Here is a 21,188-nt window from a genome sequence, read left to right as displayed (position 1 = left end):
CGTGATTATTCAACAACTTATTTGCGCGGTTTCGTCTCTTCCACGTGACGGGCCCTGACCCTGAGCCTGTTTCCACGGTATAATCTTCGGTTCTGTCCGAAATACCGTAATCCTCATTCCAAGATACTGGTCTTTGGATTCTTTCTCTTCTTTGGTACTGCTAAATTAAAGGGGGGTTGGGATGTCCGATCTGGCTACCCACGCCAAGCTGGCGCGCTCGTGCGCTCAGCTTCCGGTAAATGTCTACTTTGACAATATGCTGATGCAGCGCGAGCTGCAGCAGCTGTTTCACAAGGGCCCACGCTACGTCGGCCACGAATTGATGGTGCCTGAGGTAGGCGATTTCGCGACACTTGCATCCGAAAACGAAGGTCGCATGCTGGTCCGCAACGCGGGCGGCATCGAAGTGCTGTCCAACGTCTGCCGTCACCGCCAGGCGCTGATGTTCAATGGCCGCGGCAATGCGAACACCATCGTCTGCCCGCTGCACCGTTGGACCTACGACCTGAAAGGCCAGCTGATCGGCGCTCCGCACTTCCCGGAGACGCCCTGCCTGAACCTGTCGAAGACGCCGCTGCAGAACTGGAACGGCCTGCTGTTCGAACAGAACGGCTACGACGTCATGGAAAAGCTGAAGAACATGGAGGTCACCAAGGACCTCGACTTCAGCGGCTACATGTTCGACCACGTCGAGATCCACGAGTGCGACTACAACTGGAAGACCTTCATCGAGGTCTACCTGGAGGATTACCACGTCGAGCCCTTCCACCCGGGCCTGGGCAACTTCGTCTCGTGCGACGACCTGAAGTGGGAATTCGGCCGCGACTACAGCGTCCAGACCGTGGGCGTGAACCGCGCGCTGCAGAAAGCGGGTTCGCCGGCTTATAAAAAGTGGCAGGAACAGGTCCTGAAGTTCAACAACGGCCAGCCGCCGAAGTACGGCGCCATCTGGCTGACCCTGTACCCGAACATCATGGTCGAGTGGTATCCGAACGTGCTGGTGGTATCGACCCTGTGGCCGATCGGCCCGCAGAAGACGCGCAACGTGGTCGAGTTCTACTACCCGGAAGAGTTCGTGCTGTTCGAGCGCGAATTCGTCGAGGCCGAACGCGCCGCCTACATGGAAACCGCGGTCGAGGACGACGAGATCGCGCTGCGCATGGATGCCGGCCGCAAGATCCTTCTCGAGCGCGGCGTCAACGAAGTCGGCCCCTACCAGTCGCCGATGGAGGACGGGATGCAGCACTTCCACGAGTGGTACCGAAGCAAACTTGAGCTGTAATTACCGGTAATGTAATGGCTTCACTCTGGATGCTGTTCGCCAGCTTCGCGTTCGCCGCCATGGGCGCGGGCGTGAAGCTGGCCTCCGAGTTCTACTCCACCTCCGAACTCCTGATGTACCGCGGCCTCATCGGCACGCTGGTGCTGCTGGCGGCGGTGCGCCACCAGGGCGGCACCTTCAAGACTCCTTTTGTGGCAGCCCACGTCTGGCGCAGCGTCGTCGGCGTCGTCTCGCTATGGCTGTGGTTCTTCGCCATTTCGCGCCTGCCGCTGGCCACCGCGGTCACGCTCAACTACATGGCGCCGATCTGGATCGCGGCCTGGATGTTCGCCCACGGCTGGTGGAGCGGCACCAAACTGCCCGAATGGCCGCTGGTGCTGGCGATCGCCATGAGCTTCTTCGGCGTGACCCTGGTGCTGCAGCCGGCGATCGAAACCAAGCAGTGGATTGGCGGCCTGGCAGGCATCGCCTCGTCGCTGATCTCGGCGGCGGCCTACATGCAGGTGCGCAGACTCGGCCAGATGGGCGAACCGGAATACCGCGTGGTGTTCTACTTCTCGCTCAGCACCACCATTGCCGGCCTGTTCGGCACGCTGGCGGGCGACAGCGGGGCCGGCCCGGGCGCCGTGTTCCAGAGCCATACCCTGTACAGCGGCGCCCTGCTGCTGGCGGTCGGCATCTTCGGCCTGCTGGCCCAGATCGCGATGACGCGCGCCTACCGCGTCGGCAAGGTGCTGGTGGTGGCCAACCTGCAGTACACGGGCATCGTGTTTTCCAGCCTGTGGGGCCTGGCCCTGTGGAACGACAGCTTCGACTGGCACGTCTGGCTGGGCATCGCCGTGATCCTTGCATCCGGCATCGCCGCGACGTTCTACAATACACGCAGCACGGCCAAGGGTGCCGTGGTCAAGGACACCGATCCGATCGCCAGCGAGACTTGAGGAGCGACATGTATACGACACTGATTTCGGCGCAAGACCTGGCCGCGCACATCGACAATCCCGACTGGGTGGTGGTCGATTGTCGCCACGACCTGATGAACCTGGCGGCCGGCCGCGAAGGCTATGCCGCCGGCCACCTGCCGGGCGCGGTCTTCGGCGACATCGAAACCCAGCTGTCGGGCGCCAAGCGCGGCCCGGACGGCGTGTTCCGCGGCCGCCACCCCTTGCCGGAAAAAGAAGCACTGCGTGAAACCCTGTGCGGCTGGGGCATCGACGACGACTCCCAGGTCGTCGCCTATGACGCCCACGGCGGCATGTTCGCCGCGCGCCTGTGGTGGCTGATGCGCTGGCTCGGCCACGAGGCGGTGGCGGTGCTGGACGGCGGCATGGCGGCTTGGCAGGCTATCGGCAAGCCGCTCACGACCGAGACGGTATCGAAGCCGCGCGGCAGCATCAGCGTCCGCGCGCCCTTCGTGCCGACCGTGTCCGTCGCGGAAGTCATGGAGAACGTGGACAAGGGCGAGCGTATCGTCATCGATGCACGCGCCTCCGACCGCTTCCGCGGCGAGAACGAAACCATCGACCCGATCGGCGGCCATATCCCGGGCGCCCGCAACCGCTTCTTCAAGGACAATCTGCAGGCGGACGGCCGTTTCAAGGATGCGGCCACGCTGCGGGACGAATTCGCGCCGCTGGTCGACGACCCGGCACGGGCCATCATGCAGTGCGGCTCGGGCGTCACCGCCTGCCACAACCTGCTGGCACTGGAAGTCGCCGGCATGCCGGGGGCGGCGCTGTATCCGGGGTCGTGGAGCGAATGGGTGGGCGACGGCCAGAACGATACCGGCCGCCCTGTTGCCAAAGGCGAGGCTTGAGCCGGGAGCCATCCTGATGAAAAAAGCAGCAACGAAAGAGCATGCAGCAATGTCGAACGAAGACAAGATGAACGCAGGCGCCCCGGCGCTGGAGATTCCCGAAGCCGTTGCCGTCGCCCTGAGCGGCTGGGTGCAGCAGGTGGCCGAACAGACCGCCGCGCCGGTGCGCGACGCGCTGGCCGCCCTCGAAGCCGATGCGGCCGCCCTGCGCGAGACCGGCGCCGAGCTCGAGGCCGCACGCGACCAGGCACTGGCTGCCTCCAGCGAACACCAGGCCGAGATCGAACGCCTGACGGCGGAGCTGCGCGATGCGCGCCAGGTCGCCACCGAGGCGCTGGTGAGCAAGGCCAAGGACCAGCTGGCGATCGACGGCAAGGACCGGCAACTGGCCGACCTGCGCGCCCAGCTCGAGCGCAACGTCGCGGCCCAGGCAAGCGAATCGGATGCGCGCCTGGCCGCCGAGATGGAACTGGTGGGCGCCACTACCGCACGCGACAACTTCGAGAACGAAGTGAAGACCCTGCGCGCGCAGCTGGACAAGTCCTACGCCGAGCGCAGCGCCCTGCGCGCCGAACTCGAATCGCTGCGCGCGAAGAAGTAAGCCGCCATGGAACAACGCAATACGCGCCAGCGCAAGGCGATCCACCAGTGCATGGAAGACGCCGGGCGTCCGCTGGCGCCGCAGGAGATCCTCGAGCAGGCCCAGGCCGTGGTGCCGGGCATCGGCATGGCGACCATCTACCGCAACATCAAGTCGATGCTGGAAGCGGGCGAGATCACCACGGTGTCCCTGCCGGGCGGAGGCGACCGCTACGAGATCGCCGGGCACGGCCACCATCACCACTTCCATTGCCGCTCGTGCGACAAGGTGTACGAGGTGCACGCCTGCCCGGGCGACATGCAGAAGCTGACGCCGGAGGGCTTCGTGCTCGAATCGCACGAGCTGACCTTGTACGGACTTTGTAGTTCTTGCCGTTCGTAGGGTGGGCGGCTCGTAATCCTGGCCACAGGTCAGGATTACCCCACGCGGTGATCGTTATTGGCTCCGCTCTCGTGCTCGCTGATCTTGCTGCTAACTATCGCCGCGTGGGCAGGAAACCTGCCCACCCTACGAGCGACAGTCTTTGCAATAACGGTGGTTGCGCAGGTGCGCTCCCAGCAGCAGCACGCTGCTCAGCACCGCCGCCACCGTCTCCGCCATGTCCCCCAGCTGCGGCCCGACGACGAACACCGCCAGCAGGAAGGCACCCAGCCCCACCAGCCCCAGTGACAAGGCAACCGGATCGCGGTGCTTGAGGTAGCCCGGCACCAGCGCCAGCAGCACCGGCACCGTCACACCCAGCAGCAAGGCGTCGTGCAGCGCATGGTGCTCCCCGCCCAGACCCAGCAAGGGAAATGCCGCGATCAGGAGCGGCATCGCCAGGCAGTGCACCAGGCACAGGGCCGACGCCGCCATGCCGGCGTAGTCGGCGAACCGGATCAGGGTTTTCATCAGAAGATGAAGCGCAGTCCGGCGGTGATGTTACGACCAGGCAGCGGCGCCGCTTCCTTGATGAAGGAGGTATGGCTGAAGGCCAGTTCGTTCGTCAGGTTGTTGATGCGGGCGTAGAGCTGGGCCGGCACGCCGCCGATGCGCGTGGTGTAGTGGGTGCCGAGATTGAGCATGTTGTAGCCGCCGGTCGTTCCTTCGAAATCCGCCACCTTGTCCTGCTTGCCGACGCGCACCAGCTCGGCCATGCCATGCCAGGCCTGCCAGTCAGCATTCAAACGCACGCCGATGCGGTGCGCCGGAATGCGCGGGATGTTGCGGCTGCCCTCGCTGGCGCCGTCGAAGCGGGCGCGCACGTAGTCGCCGAACAGCGTGCCTTCCACGACCTTCGAGAACTTGTGGCGCAGCTCCCCTTCCAGGCCGGTAAAGGTGGCATCGCGCTGGGCGTACTCGACCAGCTGGAAGCCTTCATGGTTGTCCAGCGTGTGCGCGTAGATGTAGTTGTCGACGCGGTTGTGGAAGGCGCTCAGCGAGAAGGTCGTATTGCCTTCGAACTTGCGCAGGGTGAGGTCGATGTTGTTCGAGGTTTCCTTGCCCAGGTTCTGGTTGCCGATTTCGTAGGTCGCGGTGGCCAGGTGCACGCCGTCCGCATACAGTTCTTCCGAAGTCGGCAGGCGGTGGCTGCGGGCGATGCCGGCACGCAGCGAGTACTGCGGCTGGAACTTCCAGACCGCGCCCAGCGCCACCGACGTGCCGCGGGCGTCGGTGTCCCTTTGCGTCGCGCTGTCGACGCGGATGTCCTGCCACTCGTGGCGGGCGCCGGCTTCGAAGCGCCAGTTGTCCAGCTTGTATTCCTCGGTGACGAACACCGCGTGCTTCTTCGTGACGGTCGGCGGCACATAGGCTTCGTCGCCCTCGGTACGGAAATCGCGGCGCGTGGTCTGCGCGCCGACGACGCCGCGCCAGCCGGCGACCGGATTGTGCTCCAGCTCGACGCGGGCGTCGTGCGCCTTATTCATGAAGCTGGTGGCGACCACGCCCTCTTCCAGCTCGTCGTGGCGGTAGTCGGTGAGCGAGGCGCGCAGACGTGCCTTGGCGAAGCCCGGCAGCGGATTGCGGTACTCGCCGCGCAGGTCCCAGCGGTCGCTGTCCAGCTTCACGACCGGCACCTCTTCGTGGCCATGTTCGTGATCGTGGTCATGACCGGCGTGGTCATCGTGGTCGTCGTGGCCGCCGCAATGGAGGTGGTCGCCGTGCGGGTGGCAGCTTTCGAATTCGTGGTTGTGGCCGGGGATGCCGTATTCGGTGCGCTCCTTGGTGTAGGCCGCGCCCAGGTAGCCGCGCTCGCCGACCCAGGACAGGCCGACGGTGCCGCTCTCGGTGTCCTTGTAGCTGCCGGGGACACGCTTGCCCTCATCCCATCCCTTGCCGACGCGGTATTCGCCGGCGTCGCGCTTGACGCCCTCGGCATGGACGGCGAAGTTGCCGCTGCCGCCGGTGACTTCGAAGGCGCCGGTCTTCTCGCGCGCCACCGAATTGGCGCGTACTTCGGCGCTGCCTTCGACGCCCTTTTCCGGCACCCGGGTCGGGATCTTGCGGTCCAGGATGTTGACCACGCCGCCGACCGCGCCGCCGCCATAGGCCAGTGCCGACGGACCGCGCAGCACTTCGATGCGCTCGGCCAGGACAGGCTCGAAACCGACGGCGTGGTCGGGGCTGATGGTGGAGGCATCCTGCACTTCCGCGCCGTCCGACAGGATCTTCACGCGCGGGCCGTCCATGCCGCGGATGACCGGGCGGCTGGCGCCGGCGCCGAAGTGGCTCGAATTGATGCCCGGCTGGTTGGCCAGGGTCTCGCCCAGGGTCGACTCGCGCACGCGCACCAGTTCACCGCCGCCGAGCGAGGTCACCGGCGTGATCATGTCGTCGCTCACCACGCCGAGGGCGCTGGCGGAGACCACCACGGTCGGGACGGTGTCGGGGTCGGCCTGCAGGCGGCTGTCGGTCTGCGCGTGCGCCAGCGGGGCGCCGAAGGCAAACAGGATCGCCAGCGCGAGCGGCGTGCGGGGGAAGGTCGAAGTGGACATGGCAAGGCTTCCTTTGTTGAGTTCTGCGGTAATGATAAGTCATTATCATTAGCAACGCAACAGGCGAACGCATGCATGCGCACTCCCCTTGCGGGGAGTCGCGAGCTTCAGGAGAAAGGAAGATGTCGCCTAGTAAGCGTGGTTCAGCATCACCACGATCGCCACGCCGAGCGCGATCAGGGCCACCTGCGGCACCGACTCGCGCACCGTGGCGCGGCGCTGCATCTGCGGCATCAGGTCGCTCACCGCGATGTAGATGAAGCCCGAGGACGCGAACACCAGCACGTAGGGAATCAGGCCGCTGGCCTGGTCCAGCGTGAAGTAGCCGAGCAGGCCGCCCACCACCGCCATCAGGCTGCACAGGAGATTGAAGACATAGGCGCGCAGGCGCGAGAAGCCGGCGTTGAGCAGCACGATGAAGTCGCCGATCTCCTGCGGGATCTCGTGGGCGACGATGGCCAGCGCGGTGACGATGCCCAGTTCCGGGTTGGCAAGGAAGGCCGCGGCGATCAGGATGCCGTCGGTGAAGTTGTGCATCGCGTCGCCCAGCAGGATCATCCAGCCGGATTTGCCGGCCTGGTGGGCGTCATGGCCGTGCGCGTGGTGGTGGCCGTCGCCCTCGTGGTGGTGCGAGTGGCGCAGGATCGCCAGCTTCTCCAGCACGAAGAAAGCCAGCAGGCCGCCCAGCAGGGTGGCGAACAGGCTGCGTGGGTCGGCGCCCGATTCGAAGGCTTCCGGCAGCGCGTGCAGCAACGAGGTGGCCAGCATGATGCCGACCGACAGGCTGACCATCCGTTCGACCACCTTCGACAGCAGCGCGAACGAAAACACGGCAGCGCCGGTGATGCTGGCGACGCCGGCGATCACGGTCGCCAGCAGGATGGAAGATAGGACGGGGTCGATTTGAGGCCTCTAGTTCTGGTCTTGCGCAGAGCAGCAAACCGGGCATTGTACCCTGCCCGGTCCGTGCCCGTGCAAGATCAGGCCACGCCGTGCTTCGAGAACCAGTCCAGCGCCTTGGCCCAGCCGTCCTTGGCGTCGGCCGCATTGAAGCTCGGGCGGTAGTCGGCGTGGAAGGCGTGGCCCGAGTTCGGGTACACGTGGATCATCGAGCGGCTGTTGCCGGCGTCGAGCGCCTTGCGCATGCGCTCCACCGAGTCCAGCGGGATGCCGTTGTCCTTGGCGCCGTACAGGCCGAGCACCGGCACCTTGAGGTTCTGGGCGATGTCGATCGGGTGCTTCGGCTGCAGCGGGTTGGTCTCGCCCACCAGGCGGCCATACCAGGCCACGCCGGCCTTGACGTCCGGGTTGTGCGCCGCGTACAGCCAGGTGATGCGGCCGCCCCAGCAGAAACCGGTGATGCCCAGCTTGGCGGTGTTCCCGCCGCGCTGCTTGGTCCACTTGACGATGGTGTCGAGGTCGCTCATGACCTGGGCGTCCGGGACCTTGGCGATGATGTTCTTCATCAGGTCCGGCATCGGGGTCTTGGTGGCATCGCCCTGGCGCACGAACAGGTCCGGGGCCACGGCCAGGTAGCCGGCCTTGGCGAAGCGGCGCACCACGTCCTTGATGTGCTCGTGGACGCCGAAGATCTCGGAGATGACCAGCACCACCGGCAGGTTGGTACGGTCCTTGGGCTGGGCGCGGTAGACCGGCACGTCCTGGCCGTTGACGACGACGATGTGGTCGGCGGCGTCCAGGCCCTCGGTACTGGTCTGGATCTGGGTCTGCGCCACCACCGGCAGCGCGGCGACGGCGAATCCGCCGCCCGCGGCGGCTTTCAGGAAGACGCGGCGGTCGACGCCCTCGCTGAAGGAACTGGCGGACAGCAGGCTTTCGGCATCGCGAATGAGATCTTTCATGTGGCCCCTCCGGTTGTGTTGGACAGGCTTGCTATCTTAACAAAGTCTGGAGGGGCGCACGTTTCACTGTCGAGTTAGCGAGTCAGTGAAAAATTGACGTTCGACTGGTTGGCGATGCCGATGTCGACGTTGTCGACCGACTTGCTTACATAGCCGGTGGCTGCCGCTTCGACGCGGAACTTCCCGGCCGGCGCCGCGGTGCTAGCGCTGAAGGCCAGCGGCAGCGTGCTGGTATAGGTCGCGAACTGCGGCGCCGTCACCGGCAGCTTGTCGATCGTGTAGGCGCCGCTGGCCAGGTCGGCGCCCTGGTACTTGATGGTGACGGTTGGACCGGCCGCGAAGCTCTGCTTGGCCGACACGTAAGCGGCTTCGGTACCGGCCGGCGTCATGGTCACGGTGCCGCCGATCGAACCGGTGCTGCCCGGCGCCAGCAGGATCGGCGCTGCCGCGGTACTCAAGACCGTGGTGCTGCTGGTTGAGGCCACCGGCACGCCCGCCACCACGCTGGCCGCGCTGTCGTTGGCGGTGATGACGACGTCGTAGTTGCCCGGCGCGAGACGCGAGAGCACGAATTCGCCGGTGCTGGGGTTCGGCGTGGTGGCGCTGACGATCTGGCCGTTCTGCTGCGCCGAGACCTGCACGCTGCGGCCCAGCAGTGCGGTGCTGACGACACCGGAGATGCCGTTCAGGGTCGCCGGCACCACCTTCACCACGGGCTTGAGCGCATAGCTGCCCTTGCCGCGGGTGAGCACCGACTTGCAGGCGTCGAAGTCGAGCACGACGTCGGTCTTCTGGCCGGCCGTCACCTCGACATTCCCGACCAGCTTGATGCCGCTCTGGATGCCGCTTGGCGTCTCGAGTGGCTGCTCGGTCTTGCCGGCGCTCGGCACTACGGTGTTGCCATTGCTGTCCAGGACCAGGCGCAGCTGGGTGTAGCGCCCTGCTTCGAGCGAGGTCTGGCCGAGCGCTTCGAGCACGCCGTTGCTCAGGTTCAGCAGATTGATCTTCTTCGCCGGGTTCAAGCTGATGTCGGTCCAGCCGGTATCAAGCTCCGACGCGCCTTCGCTGCGGTGCACGCGCACTTTGGAGACGGTGACATTGACGGCGTCGAAGCCGCAGGCCGGGGCGTCGGTCATCGACACGGCCAGGGTGCCGAGGGTGCTGACGGGAGTACTGGGCGAGGCATCGCTGCCGCCACCGCCGCCGCAGGCGGACAGGACGGCGGCGCTGAGGGCGGTGGCGCCGACGAGGGCGAGGCGGGATCTGGTCTGGAACATGTTAGGGATTACCTTTCTTGGTCTGCCAAAAGCAGCTTTGAAAGGATCCTAGCATTCCAAAAAGCAACTGTTACGTGGCTTCGCGCACTTTGAAACAGTTGCTTACAGTCTTTACAGATGAGCAGCGTTTGGCTGTCCGAAATGCAACGGAACAGGCTGTCAGTGATCGGTCGAACGCCGCTTCAACTGGCCGATGACGCTCGCCACCTTGGTGGTGATGACATCGACTGCCGGACCATTCGCGCCGTGCGGCAGGATGACGTCGGCATTGCGCTTGGTCGGCTCGATGAACTGCTTGTGCATCGGGCGTACCGTTTCCAGGTACTGGTTGACGATGCTCTCCACCGAGCGTCCGCGTTCGGCCACATCGCGCTGCATGCGGCGGATGAAGCGCACGTCGGCGGCGGTGTCGACAAAGATCTTCAGCGACATCATGTCGCGCAAATCGGCGTCATACAGGGCGAACAGGCCTTCGATCACGATCACCGGGGCCGGCTTGACGGGGATGGTCTTGTCGGAACGGTTGCTGACCGTGAAATCGTATACCGGCATCTGGATCGTTTCGCCATTGCGCAAGGCCCCGACGTGATCCACCAGCAGGGGCCAGTCGAAAGCGTCCGGATGGTCGTAGTTCTGCTTGCGGCGCACTTCGGGGGTAAGGTCGGACTGGTCGCGGTAGTAGTCGTCCTGCATCACCACCGACACCATCTCGGCGCCGAACGAGGCCAGTACTTGCTGAGTTACCGTCGACTTGCCGCTGCCGCTGCCGCCGGCGACACCAATCACGAACGGTTGGGAGGAAATAGCATTCATCCCCGCATGATACCGGAGCGGAGCGCGTGCCGACAGGGGCGCTTGGCTAGCGCGCGCCCTCCGCACAGGCCGCAAGCTGTTCCGCAGCTTGCAATGTTGCAGGAAACAGCACCGGAACATCCTCCGATTTGCCGTAGTTTTTCAGCTTGCGGTAGCGCTGCACGAAGAGCGCGCCGGGCCGTCCGGTCAACGCGGCAATCGCGCCCTTTCCTTCCTCGGCGGCGATGGCGCGGGCCATGACGTAACCGAGGGTATAGAGCACCTCGTCGCCATAGAAGCCCAGCGCGTAGATGTCGCCGTAGCTGACCTGCGCCCCGGTCCGTAGCCCATGGGTCGACAGCTCCAGCAGCGTGATGCTCTGGCCGACCTGGTCGATCCTGCGAAGCGTCTGTTTGCGCACCTTGTCGCTTTCCTCGTCGATTCCTGCGGGGATGGCGGGGACATCGCCAACCAGGCTGGCACTGCCTTCCATCTCGAGGGACATGAATAGCCGCGACAGCTCCTCGCTGTGCGGGATCTTCGCCAGGCAGGCGGCATCTGCCGGCGGCGACGATGCCCGGGCAATGCCCTGGATCGCGTGGAACAGCTCATGCTCCATGATCGTGGCGGCGAGCGCCGCGGACGGGAACCTGTCCAGGTTGAGGAAAAACTCCGGCCCGCCGAAGGCGAAGCCGCCCGAGGTGCCGCCAACGATCAGATAGCCCGTCACATGTCCGCCGAGGCTGGACGGGGTGAACTCGGCAATCCTGGCCTTGACGCGTGCCAGCAGATTGGAAGCGGGATCCTCCAGCTTCGCCAGGGTGGCCCTGATCTGCGCAGCATGCTCGCGTGCCGGCCCGAAGCGAAACTTCCCGGGATCCTCCGCGGCATCGTCGCGCTGTGCCGCGGCCACCAGCGCTTTCGCGAACAGCTCGTCCGTGCCTGGCCGCCCATAGGAACGGGCCTTGCGGATCAGCCCCTGGTTGCCGGGCAAGGCGGCGATGCGCAGCGCTTCCGCCATGGTGAGCGCAGGGTTCAGGACCGCGTCGAGCACGGCTTTTGTGGAATCGGTGTCGACGGTCACCGTCACCGCTTGCGTCACACCGGCCGGCCTGGCCGAGGGTGGGCTGTTGCCGGCCGCCGGTGCTGCCCGGAGCGGATGGACGATGGCGAGCGCCGCGATTCCAATCAAGATGAGTTTGCGCATATCAGTTCCCGGGAGCCGACGGCCGAGCCCGGCCGTTGAACCCAGCATAGCATCTTGCCACGCAGGAAAAGTCACGGAAGCTCACTTTGCCGCTAACCGTGCGCACCCGTCGCACGCAGGCGCTTCATACTGCTTCCTCCGACTACTCGCACAGGATTAGCCATGTCAATAGTCAATCTGGATGAACTCGAAGGAGCGGCCATGATGGTCGAGGATGGCGGCGGGTCGGTCACGGCCATGGTGTCGCGCGAAACAGGCATGATCCACCTCCTGAACGACGAGTACATGGACGAGGAGGCGCCAACGCCCTCGGCGTCCGGCGACGACGCGCGCTACGTTTCCGTGCCGCCCGCGGGCACGCTCGGCATCGGAGACGGGCTGGTGCTGCGCTTTGCGGCTACCCACCTGGCCGACGAGCAGGAGGCCGTGCGCGACATGTTCCGCGACCGTAACACCGAAGGCTTCGCCCGCCTGCTGGAGGAGCGCGGCGCGGGCGACGCCTGGGAACGCTTTCACGCGGAAGCCACTCGCAGCGCGCTGCGGCGCTGGTGCGAAGAGAACGGCCTGCAACTGGCCGAATGAAGCTGCCGGCCTGGGCGAAGGCCTGGCTACCAGAGATGATGAACGTGAGGCGCGATCATCTCGCGGTAGAGTGCACGCAGTTCGGACATGACTTCCGGCGCGAGCGGCGCCAGCGCGGCCGCTTCGGTGTTCGACCTTGCCTGCGTGGCGTTCCTGGCTCCCGGGATCACGGTGCTGACGCCCTCTTCCATCAGGATCCAGCGCAGGGCGAATTGCGCCATGGACGCGTCGCCGGGGACCAGCTTGCGGATGTGTTCCACCGCTTCCAAGGCCAGCGGGTAGGGAACGCCGGCGAAGGTTTCTCCCTTGTCGAATGCCTCGCCATTGCGGTTGAAGGCGCGATGGTCGTCGGCGGCGAATGCGGTGGCCCCGCTCATCTTGCCGGTCAGGAGTCCCGACGCCAGCGGCACCCGCACGATCACGCCGATATCGCGCTTCTTCGCTTGCTCGAAGAACAGCGTGGCGGGACGCTGGCGGAAGATGTTGTAGATGATCTGCACGGTCGCCACGTTCGGGTATTCGATGGCCTTCAGCGCCTCTTCCACCTTTTCGACCGAGACGCCGTAGTGCCGCACCTTGCCCTCGGCAACCAGCTCATCCATCGCCTGGAAGACCTCGGGCCGGTAAAACACCGCGGGCGGCGGGCAATGCAGCTGCACCAGGTCCAGGCAATCGACGCGCAAGTTGCGCAGCGAGCGCTCCACGAAGTCGCTCAGGTTCGCCTTGGTATAGCCTTCCGCCACATGGGGGGCCAGGCGGCGGCCCGCCTTGGTCGCCACAAACGGCCTGTCGCCGCCGCGTTCCGCCAGGACCTCCGCGATGATCTGTTCCGAGCGGCCGTCGCCGTAGACATCGGCGGTGTCGATGAAGGTACAGCCCCCGTCCAGGGCCGCATGCAGTGCGGCCTTGGCATCTTCCATGCTGACGTCGCCCCAGGCGCCGCCGATGGCCCAGGCGCCGAAACCGATTTCAGAAACCTTGACGCCGGTACGGCCCAGTTTTCGTTCTTGCATATGTCGATCCTTTGTTAGCGCAAGCTCAGTGAGCTTGCTCCCAGTTCGGTCCCACGCCGGTCTCGGCGACCAGCGGCACGTTCAGCGTGGCCACGCCCGCCATCAGTTCCGGCAGCTTCACGCGCACCAGTTCCAGTTCGGCTTCCGGCACTTCGAGCACCAGTTCGTCGTGCACCTGCATGATCATGCGGGTGCCGAGCTTGTCGGTTTCCAGCCAATTCTGCACCGCGATCATGGCGAGCTTGATCAGGTCGGCCGCCGTGCCCTGCATCGGCGCATTGATCGCCGCGCGTTCGGCGCCGGCGCGGCGCGGGCCGTTCGGCGAGTTGATCTCGGGGAGCCACAGGCGGCGCCCGAACACGGTCTCCACGTAGCCGCGCGCCTTGGCCTGCAGGCGGGTTTCGTCCATGTACTGCTTCACGCCGGCGAAGCGGGCGAAGTAGCGCTCGATGTAGTTGGACGCCGCGCCGCGCTCGATGCCCAGGTTCTGGGCCAGGCCGAAGGCGCTCATGCCGTAGATCAGGCCGAAGTTAATCACCTTGGCGTAGCGGCGCTGCTCGCTCTGCACTTCTTCGGGCGGAATGCCGAAGATCTCGGCGGCGGTGGCGCGGTGGATGTCCTCGCCTTCGGCGAAGGCCTTCAGCATGGCCGGGTCGCCCGAGATGTGCGCCATGATGCGCAGTTCGATCTGCGAATAGTCGGCCGAGACGATCACGCTGCCGGGCGGCGCGATGAAGGCTTCGCGGATGCGGCGGCCTTCGGCATTACGCACCGGGATGTTCTGCAGGTTCGGCTCGTTCGAGGACAGGCGGCCGGTGATCGCCACCGCCTGCGCATAGTTGGTGTGCACGCGGCCGGTCTTCGGATTGACCATCTTGGGCAGCTTGTCGGTATAGGTCGACTTGAGCTTGGACATGCCGCGGTGCTCGAGCAGGATCTTCGGCAGCGGGTAGTCCTCGGCCAGCTTCTGCAGCACCTCTTCGTCGGTGGACGGGGCGCCGGTGGCGGTCTTCTTGATCACCGGCAGGCCGAGCTTGACGAAGAAGATCTCGCCGATCTGCTTGGGCGAAGCGAGGTTGAAGGGACCGCCGGCCAGTTCATAGGCCTGCTGTTCCAGCTCCAGCATGCGCGCGCCCAGCTCGCCCGACTGCACCGCCAGCAGTTCCGAGTCGATCAGCACGCCGTTGCGCTCGATCTTCTGCAGCACTTCCATGGTCGGCATCTCGATCTCGCGGTAGATGCGGGTGAGTCCGGCGTCGCTCTCGACGTGCGGCAGCATGGTCTGGTGCAGGCGCAGGGTGATGTCGGAATCCTCGCCGGCGTACTCGGTGGCGCGGCCCAGCTCGACCTGGTCGAAGCAGATCATGTTGGCGCCCTTGCCGCACACGTCGACGAATGGAATCGTGGTGTAGCCGAGGTGGCGCATCGCCATGGTGTCCATGTCGTGCGGCTTGTGCGACTCGAACACGTAGGACTGCAGCAGGGTGTCGTGCACGATCCCCTTCAGCCTGATGCCGTGGTTCTCGAAGATGTGCATGTCGTACTTCAGGTTCTGGCCGAGCTTGGGCTTGGCCGGGTTCTCCAGCCAGGACCGCATGCGCTCCAGGACGTGCTCGCGACCCAGCTGGTCGGGCGCGCCGGCGTAGCGGTGCGCCACCGGGATGTAGGCGCCCTTGCCGGCCTCCACCGACAGCGAGATGCCGACCATCTCGGCGCTCAATGGGTCGAGCGAGGTGGTCTCGGTGTCGACCGAGGTCAGTTCGGCTGCATCGATCAGCGCCAGCCATTTGTCCAGCTGCTCGTCGGTGAGGATGGTCTCGTATTCGCCCTTGATGATGGCCATGCCGGGCAGCGTGCCGGATGCCCCTTCGGGGGAATTGAGCGGTGCGCCGCCGGGACCCGCGCCGCGCGCCGGCGCCACCGCGCCATCGGCACGGGCTGCGCCGCCCAGGTCGCGCAGCATGGTCTTGAAGCCGTAGCGCTGGAAGAAGTCGCGCAGCGCCTCGGCGTCTTCGGGACGGCCGACCAGGGTTTCCTCGAACGACACCACGTGGCTCACCAGGTCGCAGTCGGTTTTCACGGTGATCAGCTCGCGGCCCTTCGGCAGCCATTCGAGCGCGGCGCGCAGGTTCTCGCCGACCGCGCCGCCGATCGCATGGGCGTTCTCGATCACGCCGTCGAGCGAGCCGTGCAGGGTCAGCCACTTCACCGCCGTCTTGGGACCGCACTTGCTCACGCCCGGGACGTTGTCGACGGTGTCGCCGATCAGGGTCAGGTAGTCGATGATGCGGTTCGGCGCCACGCCGAACTTGGCCAGCACGCCGGCCTCGTCCAGCTTCTCGTTGCTCATCGTATTGACGAGCATGACCTTGTCGTTGACCAGCTGGGCCAGGTCCTTGTCGCCGGTCGAGATGATGGTCTTCATGCCGCGCGCGGCGGCCTGCACGGCCAGGGTGCCGATCACGTCGTCGGCCTCGACGCCCTCGACCATCAGGATCGGCCAGCCGAGGTGGCGCACCACTTCATGGATCGGTTCGATCTGCTTGCCCAGGTCTTCCGGCATCGAGGCGCGGGTGGCCTTGTATTCCGGGTAGAGGTCGTCGCGGAAGGTCTTGCCCTTGGCGTCGAACACGCAGGCGATGTAGGCCGCCGGGTAGTCGGCGCGCAGGCGGCGCAGCATGTTGACCATCCCGTGCATGGCGCCGGTCGGGAAACCGTCCGGGCTGCGCAGGTCGGGCAGCGCGTGGTAGGCGCGGTAAAGGTAGCTGGAGCCGTCAACGAGCAGCAGGGTATTTTCCATAGGGAGACATCTCAAAATAAGGCCGGCGCGACCGCGCCAAAGTGTCCGGCATTATCGCAGAATCGGCCTGGCCGAACTTCCACACACTTTTCACAGGGAAGCGTGTCTGTTTGTTACAATGAACCAAACGACACAAGGTGACCATCATGTTGCGCACATCTTCCCGCCTGAAACTTCTGACGCTGTGCCTCATCGCGCACTCCGGCCTGGCCGCGGCGCAGGCACAACAGCAGGCTCCCGCCCAACAGCGCCCGGCGCAAACCCCGCCCCAGCTCGAGCGTATCGAGCCGGGCAGCGACACGCCGGCGACCACCATTCCGCCGAAAGAACGCACCCGCATCACCGAAAAGCGGGGCAACGACGGTTCGGTCACCGAAGTGGAAGTGCAAAGCGGCAAGAGCCGCTACATCATGAAACCCAACGTTGCACCAGGAAACGCCCAACCCGGCGACGCCCAGAGCAGCGCGATCCGCGCCCCACAATGGCAGGTCATGGAATTCGACTTCGGCAATCCGAAAAAGCAGCAGACCGACCAGGCCAACGCGGCCCCGTCGCCGGCGCCGGCCAAGGCAGGCGTGCCCGCGCGCGCCGATGTGCCGCCCCCGCCACCACTGGAACCAGTCGAAAAAAAATAATCCTGACGCTGCGGCCTTCGACGTCCGCAGCCGACCCTCACCTTTGTTGCTAGCTCATGGCAGTTTTTACCGCGGTCTCGCTGGACGACCTTTCCCAGTGGATCAAGCAGTTCCCCCTCGGCGACGCCCTCGCGCTCCAGGGCATTTCCTCCGGCATTGAAAACAGCAATTTCTTCCTCACCACCGAGCGTGGGGAATTCGTGCTGACCATTTTCGAGAACCTCCGCTTCGAACAACTGCCCTTCTATGTGCAGCTGATGCGCCACCTGGCCGAGCGCGGCATTCCGGTGCCGGCGCCGGTGCCGACGATCGACGGCGAACTGGTCGTCACCCTGCAGGGCAAGCCGGCCATCATCGTCAGCCGCCTGAGCGGCGCCTCGCAGCTCGATCCGCAGCCGGCGCATTGCGCCGAAGTCGGCGGCATGCTGGCGCGCATGCACCTGGCGGCGCAGGATTTTGCCTTGCACCAGCCCAACCTGCGCGGCCTGGACTGGATCACGGCGACCGCGCCCACCGTGCTGCCGCTGATCTCGCAAGCCGAAGCGGACCTGCTGCGCAATGAAGTCGGCTTCCAGAGCGACTTTGCGCGCACCGCCACCTATGCCGCGCTCACCCGCGGCCCGGTGCACGCCGACCTGTTCCGCAACAACGTGATGTTCGAAGGCGAGCGCCTGACCGGCTGCTTCGACTTCTACTTTGCCGGCGTCGACACCTGGCTGTTCGACGTCGCCGTGACCGTCAACGACTGGTGCGTCGACCTGGCAAGCGGCGTGCTCGATGAGGCACGCGTGCGCGCCCTGCTCGAGGCCTATCACGCCGTGCGCCCGTTCACCCAGGAAGAACAGGCTGCCTGGCTGCCGATGCTCCGTGCGGGCGCGCTGCGCTTCTGGCTGTCGCGCCTGTATGATCTGCATATTCCGCGTGAAGCAGAACTGCTCACGCCCCACGACCCCACCCACTTCGAACGCATCCTGCGCGCCCGCATCGAGCGCGGCGCGCCCCAACTGCCTACATGAACTCTATTCCTGCAATCACCGGCTGGCACTGGCTCAAGCAAGGCGCCGGTCTGTTCCGCAAACAACCGGCCGCGCTGACCACGCTGCTGTTCGCGAACATCCTGATCAGCATCGGCATCAGTGCCGTGCCGCTGCTCGGGCCGATGATCGCGGTGGTCCTGATCCCGTCGTTCTCGATGGCCTTCATGAAGGCCTGCCTGATGATCGAGAACGGCGAACGGGTCACGCCCGGTGTGCTGCTGACGGGCTTCCGCCAGCCGGTGGTGAAGGATTTGTGCAAGGTGGGCCTGATCTACCTGGCCGTGTCGCTCCTGATGGCCTTGATCACGCGCTTCGCGGTCGATCCGGGCTTCTGGGAACAGGTGGCGCGCCAGGGACGCGAAGGGGGCCAGCCGCAGGTGGCGGGCTCGGACATCCTGGCGATGTTCATGATTTTCGGGCTGGACGTGGCGGCCCTGATGTCGCTGTGCTTTGCCGCCCCGCTCACCTACTGGCAGAAGATGACGGCCGGTAAGGCGGTGTTCTACAGCTTCTTCGCCGTGGTGCGCAGCGCGCGCGTGTTCATTGTGCTGCTGCTGGCCTGGTTTGCGATCTTCTTCGGCATCTGCATGGTGATCACCCTGCTGCTGGGCGCCTCGAACATGACGCGCGTGGTGATCATGTGGCTGATCTTCCTGTTCATCCTGCTGCTGCAGTGCGCGATGTATGTGGGGTATCGGCAGATTTTCGGGAAGCCGGTGGATGGTGTGCAGACCGGGCCGGTCAATCTCAGCAAATAGCGCTAGCCCGTCGTTCCGGCGAAGGCCGGAGCCCAAGTTCTGCTTGAGCTATCGGGACGCAAACAAAATTGGATCCCGGCCTTCGCCGGGATGACGACTCACACGCTAACTCAATAAGTTAACGCCCCACCCGCTCCAGCTTCGCCACCGACAGGTCCAGCACCTTCATCCCGGCCGCGCCGAAATTGATCTGGGCGCGCGCCGCGCCCGCCCCGCCCTCGATATTCACGATCACGCCCTCGCCGAACTTGGCGTGGGAAACGCTCTCGCCCACGCGCCAGCCCGAACCGTTGCCGGACTTCTGGGTGATCTGCTGCGCGATCTTGTTGTCCGAGCCGTCGCGGAAGGCGGCGTCGTCCCAGGCCGTGGTCTGCTTGCGGCCGGCGAACCAGTTGGTCTGGACGCGCGGCGACAGCCACTTGATCGATTCTTCCGGCAGCTCGTCGAAGAAGCGCGACTTCATGTTGAAGCGGGTCTGGCCGTGCAGCATGCGCTGCTGGGTAAAGCTCATGTACAAACGCTTGCGCGCGCGCGTGATCGCCACGTACATCAGGCGTCGCTCTTCGTCCACGCCATCGAGTTCGCGCGCGCTGCTCTCGTGCGGGAACAGGCCTTCTTCCAGGCCGGTGATGAACACAGCGTCGAATTCCAGGCCCTTGGCCGAGTGCACGGTCATGAGCTGCAGGGCGTCCTGCCCGGCCTGGGCCTGGGCGTCGCCCGCTTCCAGCGATGCGTGGGTGAGGAAGGCCGACAGCGGCGACATCACGCTGGCCAGCGGGGCGTCGGAATCGAGGATCTCGATGCCGTCCTGGTTGACGATGGCTTCGCCGATCTGGGGCAGCGCCTGCGGGCCGAGGTGGGCCGGGGCGCCCTGGCCGAAGCCCTCTTCCTGCACGAACTGGGTGGCGGCATTGACCATCTGCTCCAGGTTCTCGATGCGATCGGCGCCCTCTTTTTCGTTCTGGTAGTGCTGCAACAGGCCGCTGCGTTCCAACACCACGCTCACCAGTTCCGGCAGCGGCAGCTGCTGGGTCTCGAAGCGCGCCGATTCGATCAGCTTCACGAAATTCCCCAGCGCGCCGCCGGCCTTGCCGGTCATGTAGGGCACCGCCGCGTAGAGCGAAATACCGTAGGAGTCGGCCGCCATCTGCAGCTGCTCGATCGAGCGCGCACCGATGCCGCGGGTGGGGAAGTTCACCACGCGCAGGAAAGCCGAATCGTTGTGCGGGTTGTCCATCAGCTGCAGATAAGCGATGGCGTGCTTGACCTCGGCGCGCTGGAAGTAGCGCAGGCCGCCGTACACGGTGTAGGGCAGGCCGGCCGCGAACAGCGCATGCTCGATCACGCGGCTTTGCGCGTTGGAGCGGTACAGGATCGCGATCTCGCTGCGCGACAGGCCGTCCTTCATCAGGCTCTTGGCTTCCTCGATGATCCACTGCGCTTCTTCGAGGTCGCTGGCCGCTTCGTACACGCGCACCTGCTCGCCCTGCCCCGCGTCGGTACGCAGGTTCTTCCCCAAACGCTTGGTGTTGTTGGCGATCAGGTAGTTGGCGCTGTCGAGGATGTGGCCGAAGGAGCGGTAGTTCTGCTCCAGCTTGATCAGGTTCTTGACGCGGAATTCGCGCTCGAAGGCCTGCATGTTGCCGACGTTGGCGCCGCGGAAGGCGTAGATGCTCTGGTCGTCGTCGCCCACCGCGAAGATGGCGCCGCCGCCCTCCTCGTCATGCCCGGCCAGCAGTTTCAGCAGGTTGTACTGCAGGTCGTTGGTATCCTGGAACTCGTCGACCAGGATGTGGCGGAAGCGCATCTGGTAGTGGTGGCGCAGCGGGCCGTTGCGGGCCAGCAGTTCGTACGAGCGCAGCAGCAGCTCGGCGAAATCGACCACGCCCTCGCGCTGGCACTGGCCTTCGTACAGTTCGTAGAGCTCGATCATGCGGCGCTCGATCGGGTCGTTCGGTTCCAGGCGATTGGCGCGCAGGCCCTGCTCCTTGGCGTTGTTGATGAAGTACATCAGCGCCTTGGCCGGGTATTTTTCATCGTCCACGTTGGCCGCCTTCAGCATGCGCTTGATGAGCGAAAGCTGGTCCTGCGAATCGAGGATCTGGAAGGCTTGCGGCAGCGCGGCGTCCTTGTAGTGGGTGCGCAGCAGCCGGTTGCACAGACCGTGGAAGGTGCCGATCCACATGCCGCGCGTATTAATCGGCAGCATCGAGGACAGGCGGGTCAGCATCTCCTTCGCCGCCTTGTTGGTGAAGGTCACCGCCATGATGCCGGCGGGCGACACCTGCCCGGTCTGGATCAGCCAGGCGATGCGGGTCGTCAGCACGCGCGTCTTGCCGGAACCGGCGCCGGCCAGGATCAGCGCGCTCTGCGACGGCAGGGTGACGGCGGCGAGCTGTTCGGGATTGAGGTTATGGAGGAGATTCTGCATCCGGCCATTATAACGCCGTGATTACTGTATGCCCATCCAGCTATGCAGCGAAAACCACGCGATCCTTGTTTTATCCATCGCCTGTACTAGCCTGAAAGGCCACGGCGGCGGCAGGACGCC

General features: G+C 65.3%; 19 protein-coding genes. 9 read left to right on the top strand and 10 right to left on the bottom strand.

Going from position 1 to position 21,188, the window contains the following annotated elements:
- Positions 1–181 precede the first annotated feature (181 nt).
- From FG94_RS10100 to FG94_RS10080, 5 genes are read left to right on the top strand one after another with little or no spacing between them, the layout of a single operon-like run.
- Complete coding sequence (locus FG94_RS10100; protein ID WP_036210601.1) at positions 182–1,282, top strand: aromatic ring-hydroxylating dioxygenase subunit alpha; 1,101 nt, start codon at positions 182–184, stop codon at positions 1,280–1,282.
- Positions 1,283–1,296: 14 nt separating this feature from the next.
- Entirely contained in the window at positions 1,297–2,223 is a 927-nt protein-coding gene (locus FG94_RS10095; RefSeq protein ID WP_036210598.1) for a DMT family transporter, read from the top strand.
- An 8-nt stretch (positions 2,224–2,231) separates the two neighbouring features.
- The gene (locus tag FG94_RS10090; protein ID WP_036210595.1) at positions 2,232–3,098 is read left to right on the top strand and encodes a sulfurtransferase; all 867 of its coding nucleotides are present in this window, start codon (positions 2,232–2,234) and stop codon (positions 3,096–3,098) included.
- 16 nt (positions 3,099–3,114) lie between these two features.
- Complete coding sequence (locus FG94_RS10085; protein ID WP_152570937.1) at positions 3,115–3,699, top strand: hypothetical protein; 585 nt, start codon at positions 3,115–3,117, stop codon at positions 3,697–3,699.
- A 6-nt stretch (positions 3,700–3,705) separates the two neighbouring features.
- Positions 3,706–4,080, top strand: coding sequence for a Fur family transcriptional regulator (locus FG94_RS10080; RefSeq protein ID WP_036210592.1), 375 nt, complete (start codon positions 3,706–3,708; stop codon positions 4,078–4,080).
- A gap of 126 nt (positions 4,081–4,206) precedes the next feature.
- Here the strand turns inward: FG94_RS10080 and FG94_RS10075 are convergent, their stop codons facing one another.
- The 7 genes from FG94_RS10075 to FG94_RS10045 all read right to left on the bottom strand — a co-directional run bounded on the left by FG94_RS10075 (position 4,207) and on the right by FG94_RS10045 (position 11,812).
- Positions 4,207–4,590 (bottom strand): MerC domain-containing protein, encoded by a 384-nt coding sequence (locus FG94_RS10075; RefSeq protein WP_036210589.1) that lies wholly within the window; start codon positions 4,588–4,590, stop codon positions 4,207–4,209.
- On the bottom strand, positions 4,590–6,674 hold the full coding sequence (locus tag FG94_RS10070) for a TonB-dependent receptor domain-containing protein (RefSeq protein WP_036210583.1): 2,085 nt from the start codon (positions 6,672–6,674) through the stop codon (positions 4,590–4,592). Before FG94_RS10070 ends, FG94_RS10075 begins: the two co-directional genes overlap by 1 nt.
- A 129-nt stretch (positions 6,675–6,803) precedes the next feature.
- The gene (locus FG94_RS10065; RefSeq protein WP_229445903.1) at positions 6,804–7,541 is read right to left on the bottom strand and encodes a ZIP family metal transporter; all 738 of its coding nucleotides are present in this window, start codon (positions 7,539–7,541) and stop codon (positions 6,804–6,806) included.
- Between the two features lie 113 nt (positions 7,542–7,654).
- Positions 7,655–8,536 (bottom strand): dienelactone hydrolase family protein, encoded by an 882-nt coding sequence (locus FG94_RS10060; protein ID WP_036210575.1) that lies wholly within the window; start codon positions 8,534–8,536, stop codon positions 7,655–7,657.
- Positions 8,537–8,610: 74 nt separating this feature from the next.
- A complete protein-coding gene (locus FG94_RS10055) occupies positions 8,611–9,813 on the bottom strand; it encodes a DUF4382 domain-containing protein (RefSeq protein WP_036210572.1) in 1,203 nt (400 codons plus the stop codon).
- A 159-nt stretch (positions 9,814–9,972) separates the two neighbouring features.
- On the bottom strand, positions 9,973–10,626 hold the full coding sequence (gene udk, locus FG94_RS10050) for a uridine kinase (RefSeq protein ID WP_036210569.1): 654 nt from the start codon (positions 10,624–10,626) through the stop codon (positions 9,973–9,975).
- Positions 10,627–10,672: 46 nt separating this feature from the next.
- Entirely contained in the window at positions 10,673–11,812 is a 1,140-nt protein-coding gene (locus tag FG94_RS10045) for a DUF5700 domain-containing putative Zn-dependent protease (RefSeq protein ID WP_036210566.1), read from the bottom strand.
- Positions 11,813–11,974: 162 nt separating this feature from the next.
- On the opposite strand from FG94_RS10045, the gene FG94_RS10040 reads away from it, so the two are divergent.
- The gene (locus FG94_RS10040; RefSeq protein ID WP_036210563.1) at positions 11,975–12,394 is read left to right on the top strand and encodes a hypothetical protein; all 420 of its coding nucleotides are present in this window, start codon (positions 11,975–11,977) and stop codon (positions 12,392–12,394) included.
- 26 nt (positions 12,395–12,420) lie between these two features.
- On the opposite strand, the gene FG94_RS10035 is transcribed toward FG94_RS10040, so the two are convergent.
- Both FG94_RS10035 and polA read right to left on the bottom strand, forming a co-directional pair.
- Positions 12,421–13,407: an aldo/keto reductase gene (locus FG94_RS10035; RefSeq protein WP_036210560.1), complete on the bottom strand. Its 987-nt coding sequence runs from the start codon at positions 13,405–13,407 to the stop codon at positions 12,421–12,423.
- Between the two features lie 25 nt (positions 13,408–13,432).
- Complete coding sequence (gene polA, locus FG94_RS10030; RefSeq protein WP_036210558.1) at positions 13,433–16,207, bottom strand: DNA polymerase I; 2,775 nt, start codon at positions 16,205–16,207, stop codon at positions 13,433–13,435.
- A 146-nt stretch (positions 16,208–16,353) separates the two neighbouring features.
- Here polA and FG94_RS10025 point away from each other — a divergent pair, with 146 nt between their 5' ends.
- From FG94_RS10025 to FG94_RS10015, 3 genes are read left to right on the top strand one after another with little or no spacing between them, the layout of a single operon-like run.
- On the top strand, positions 16,354–16,842 hold the full coding sequence (locus tag FG94_RS10025) for a hypothetical protein (protein ID WP_036211024.1): 489 nt from the start codon (positions 16,354–16,356) through the stop codon (positions 16,840–16,842).
- A gap of 56 nt (positions 16,843–16,898) precedes the next feature.
- Entirely contained in the window at positions 16,899–17,858 is a 960-nt protein-coding gene (locus FG94_RS10020; protein WP_036210555.1) for a homoserine kinase, read from the top strand.
- Positions 17,855–18,637: a BPSS1780 family membrane protein gene (locus FG94_RS10015; RefSeq protein WP_036210552.1), complete on the top strand. Its 783-nt coding sequence runs from the start codon at positions 17,855–17,857 to the stop codon at positions 18,635–18,637. Before FG94_RS10020 ends, FG94_RS10015 begins: the two co-directional genes overlap by 4 nt.
- A gap of 118 nt (positions 18,638–18,755) precedes the next feature.
- Here FG94_RS10015 and FG94_RS10010 read toward each other — a convergent pair whose 3' ends face one another.
- Positions 18,756–21,068, bottom strand: a complete 2,313-nt coding sequence (locus tag FG94_RS10010) for a UvrD-helicase domain-containing protein (protein WP_036210549.1) — start codon at positions 21,066–21,068, stop codon at positions 18,756–18,758.
- Positions 21,069–21,188 lie beyond the last annotated feature (120 nt).

This window comes from Massilia sp. LC238 (genome assembly GCF_000735635.1).
Lineage (GTDB): Bacteria > Pseudomonadota > Gammaproteobacteria > Burkholderiales > Burkholderiaceae_D > Telluria > Telluria varians.
This window is presented reverse-complemented; position numbering and strand designations above follow the sequence as displayed.

Bases quoted from the DNA above. Each gene is read 5' to 3' on its own strand.
- FG94_RS10100 (WP_036210601.1), top strand. From the start codon at position 182: ATGTCCGATCTGGCTACCCACGCCAAGCTGGCGCGCTCGTGCGCTCAG.
- FG94_RS10095 (WP_036210598.1), top strand. From the start codon at position 1,297: ATGGCTTCACTCTGGATGCTGTTCGCCAGCTTCGCGTTCGCCGCCATG.
- FG94_RS10090 (WP_036210595.1), top strand. From the start codon at position 2,232: ATGTATACGACACTGATTTCGGCGCAAGACCTGGCCGCGCACATCGAC.
- FG94_RS10085 (WP_152570937.1), top strand. From the start codon at position 3,115: ATGAAAAAAGCAGCAACGAAAGAGCATGCAGCAATGTCGAACGAAGAC.
- FG94_RS10080 (WP_036210592.1), top strand. From the start codon at position 3,706: ATGGAACAACGCAATACGCGCCAGCGCAAGGCGATCCACCAGTGCATG.
- FG94_RS10075 (WP_036210589.1), bottom strand. From the start codon at position 4,590: ATGAAAACCCTGATCCGGTTCGCCGACTACGCCGGCATGGCGGCGTCG.
- FG94_RS10070 (WP_036210583.1), bottom strand. From the start codon at position 6,674: ATGTCCACTTCGACCTTCCCCCGCACGCCGCTCGCGCTGGCGATCCTG.
- FG94_RS10060 (WP_036210575.1), bottom strand. From the start codon at position 8,536: ATGAAAGATCTCATTCGCGATGCCGAAAGCCTGCTGTCCGCCAGTTCC.
- FG94_RS10055 (WP_036210572.1), bottom strand. From the start codon at position 9,813: ATGTTCCAGACCAGATCCCGCCTCGCCCTCGTCGGCGCCACCGCCCTC.
- udk (WP_036210569.1), bottom strand. From the start codon at position 10,626: ATGAATGCTATTTCCTCCCAACCGTTCGTGATTGGTGTCGCCGGCGGC.
- FG94_RS10045 (WP_036210566.1), bottom strand. From the start codon at position 11,812: ATGCGCAAACTCATCTTGATTGGAATCGCGGCGCTCGCCATCGTCCAT.
- FG94_RS10040 (WP_036210563.1), top strand. From the start codon at position 11,975: ATGTCAATAGTCAATCTGGATGAACTCGAAGGAGCGGCCATGATGGTC.
- FG94_RS10035 (WP_036210560.1), bottom strand. From the start codon at position 13,407: ATGCAAGAACGAAAACTGGGCCGTACCGGCGTCAAGGTTTCTGAAATC.
- polA (WP_036210558.1), bottom strand. From the start codon at position 16,207: ATGGAAAATACCCTGCTGCTCGTTGACGGCTCCAGCTACCTTTACCGC.
- FG94_RS10025 (WP_036211024.1), top strand. From the start codon at position 16,354: ATGTTGCGCACATCTTCCCGCCTGAAACTTCTGACGCTGTGCCTCATC.
- FG94_RS10020 (WP_036210555.1), top strand. From the start codon at position 16,899: ATGGCAGTTTTTACCGCGGTCTCGCTGGACGACCTTTCCCAGTGGATC.
- FG94_RS10015 (WP_036210552.1), top strand. From the start codon at position 17,855: ATGAACTCTATTCCTGCAATCACCGGCTGGCACTGGCTCAAGCAAGGC.
- FG94_RS10010 (WP_036210549.1), bottom strand. From the start codon at position 21,068: ATGCAGAATCTCCTCCATAACCTCAATCCCGAACAGCTCGCCGCCGTC.